At 43.3% G+C, this 2,059-nt stretch carries 3 protein-coding genes; 1 reads left to right on the forward strand and 2 read right to left on the reverse strand.

The window, feature by feature from the left end; translation table 11 throughout:
- Positions 1–261 precede the first annotated feature (261 nt).
- Positions 262–1,170 carry a prohibitin family protein gene (locus VF500_RS10345; RefSeq protein ID WP_330859597.1) on the forward strand — a complete coding sequence of 303 codons (909 nt, stop codon included), beginning with the start codon at positions 262–264 and terminating at the stop codon, positions 1,168–1,170.
- A 52-nt stretch (positions 1,171–1,222) separates the two neighbouring features.
- On the opposite strand, the gene VF500_RS10350 is transcribed toward VF500_RS10345, so the two are convergent.
- The gene (locus tag VF500_RS10350; protein WP_330859598.1) at positions 1,223–1,780 is read right to left on the reverse strand and encodes a hypothetical protein; all 558 of its coding nucleotides are present in this window, start codon (positions 1,778–1,780) and stop codon (positions 1,223–1,225) included.
- A gap of 86 nt (positions 1,781–1,866) precedes the next feature.
- Positions 1,867–2,059 (reverse strand): hypothetical protein (locus VF500_RS10355; RefSeq protein ID WP_330859599.1); only part of this gene is annotated, 193 nt, incomplete at its 5' end.

The following is a 2,059-nucleotide window of genomic DNA, read 5'->3' on the forward strand; positions in this document are numbered from 1 at the left end:
CACAAAACTTGCGCCAGGGAAAGTGTATTAAATAAGACTTACGAAGTTTCAAAAACTTCGTAAGTCTTCCCTACTTCTAATGGCGCAAGTTTTGTGTAAAGGGAATAAGCGCCGGCTAACTTGTGCCGTTATGCTAAGTCGGCAAAAAAAATACCCCCCCTTTCGCATCCATCTAATTTCCGGCAATAACAGCCTTAATCCCCTAAAAAACATTCTTTTATAATAAGCTTGCAGCATGCAAAAAAAGCTTAACTTCATTGCATGTTTATAGCAGTATTAGGAGTTATTGTACTCATTGTGGGTATAGTGCTCAAACGTTCACCCGAACCGGCCGGCCGCTTTAATGGCGTGGTAACCGCGGTAGGTATAGCCATGGTGGTACTTGGCTTGTTACTCAATATATTTAAAGTTATTGAGCCGGGTAAAGTAGGAGTTCAAACCCTTTTTGGTAAGGTGCAGGACCAGGTGCTTGAAAGCGGTTTGCATATCATAAACCCGGTTGTAGAAATCACCACCTTTGATGTTCAAACCCAAACCTACACTATGAGCGCGGTGAACAACGAAGGCCAAAAGGAAGGTGATGATGCTATCCGTGTACTTTCATCTGATGGGCTCGAGGTCACTATCGATCTCTCTGTGCTATATAAGGTAAAACCCGACAGAGCCCCTTACATTATGCAGAACATTGGCGAAAACTATGTAGATAAGATCGTTCGTCCTGTTTCGCGCACGGCAATTCGTGATAATGCGGTAGCCTATGCTGCCGTCGACCTGTATTCGACCAAGCGGCAGGAGTTCCAGGATAAAATAAATCGCTACATTACCGCAAGCTTTGAAAAACGCGGACTGGAACTGCAGCAGATCCTGGTGCGTAACATTACCCTGCCGGCCTCGGTACGGGCCAGCATCGAATCAAAGATCAATGCCGAGCAGGACGCTCAGAAGATGGAGTTCGTACTGCAAAAAGAACGCCAGGAAGCTGAGCGTAAACGAGTGGAAGCACAAGGTATTGCCGATTATCAGAGGATCCTTTCAACCGGCTTATCAGACAAACAGCTGCAATATGAACCCATAAAGGCCCAAAAAGAAATTGCGCTTTCGCCCAACGCCAAGGTGATCATTATTGGCGGAGGGAAAGGGGGAAATCCAATCATGATAAATGATAAATAGCTTATAATAAATTGACATCGTTACAGGCAGACATGAAGCCATGGAAAAGGGCTTAGTCTGCCTTATAGGCTTTCAACACTTTCCTTTCCCTGTCTTCCCCCGGCCAAAGGGTGATCTTATAATGATCGGTGCCTTCATCCTCATCGGGGTTCACGTTTTTTACCGCATACGAATAAATGCGTACGCGATATCTTGCCGGGGTGACAATGGCTTTCAGGATAATTTTGGTATCCGGAAAATTCAGAATCTCCATAATACCTGAGCTTAGTTTTACACTGCCCTCAACAACATGGTCGTATTTACTGAAGTCTTTTTCGGTATCGGCTGTGTTGAGCACATTAAGTTCGGCCCGTACGTGGCCATAACTGGCTATTTTTATGCCGATGATATCTTCGGTAGTACCTAAGCGGGCATTTTGGGCATCGCTGTTCCAAAAGGTAGTGTCGCCAGTGGTACCGGTAAATGCCGAATCGCACAGGTAAAATTGGTTATGGGTAGTAAAAAAATCAAGATTGTATTTGCCGGAGGGGCGCATGGAAAAAGCAAAGACCACGGGCAGCATCAAAAGGCATACAAGTAGTATTGAGTGATGTATTTTTTGCCTTTTCATTGATAAAGCAAGTTACAAGAAAGATAAAATTAAACTCTCCAATCAAAATAAACAACTCCTAAATAGCTGCTTAAAAACGATACTCTTTATTGCTTTTGCCTGGCTTTATTCACAACCTCTTTAAAATCGGCGTAATAGCCGTCTACAGTTTCTTTCTTAATGGCAGGCCACTGGCTTTTATCAACGCTAAGCTTATCTATATCTTCGTCTCTTATCTTATTTTTCATTGATAAAAGGTTGATCCATCGCTGGTCATATAATTCATCATTTGTAGTTACA

The sequence above is a fragment of the Mucilaginibacter sp. genome, assembly GCF_036383575.1.
In the GTDB taxonomy this organism is placed as follows: Bacteria; Bacteroidota; Bacteroidia; order Sphingobacteriales; family Sphingobacteriaceae; genus Mucilaginibacter.

Coding starts and splice junctions, on each gene's coding strand:
- VF500_RS10345 (WP_330859597.1), top strand. CDS start 262: ATGTTTATAGCAGTATTAGGAGTTATTGTACTCATTGTGGGTATAGTG.
- VF500_RS10350 (WP_330859598.1), bottom strand. CDS start 1,780: ATGAAAAGGCAAAAAATACATCACTCAATACTACTTGTATGCCTTTTG.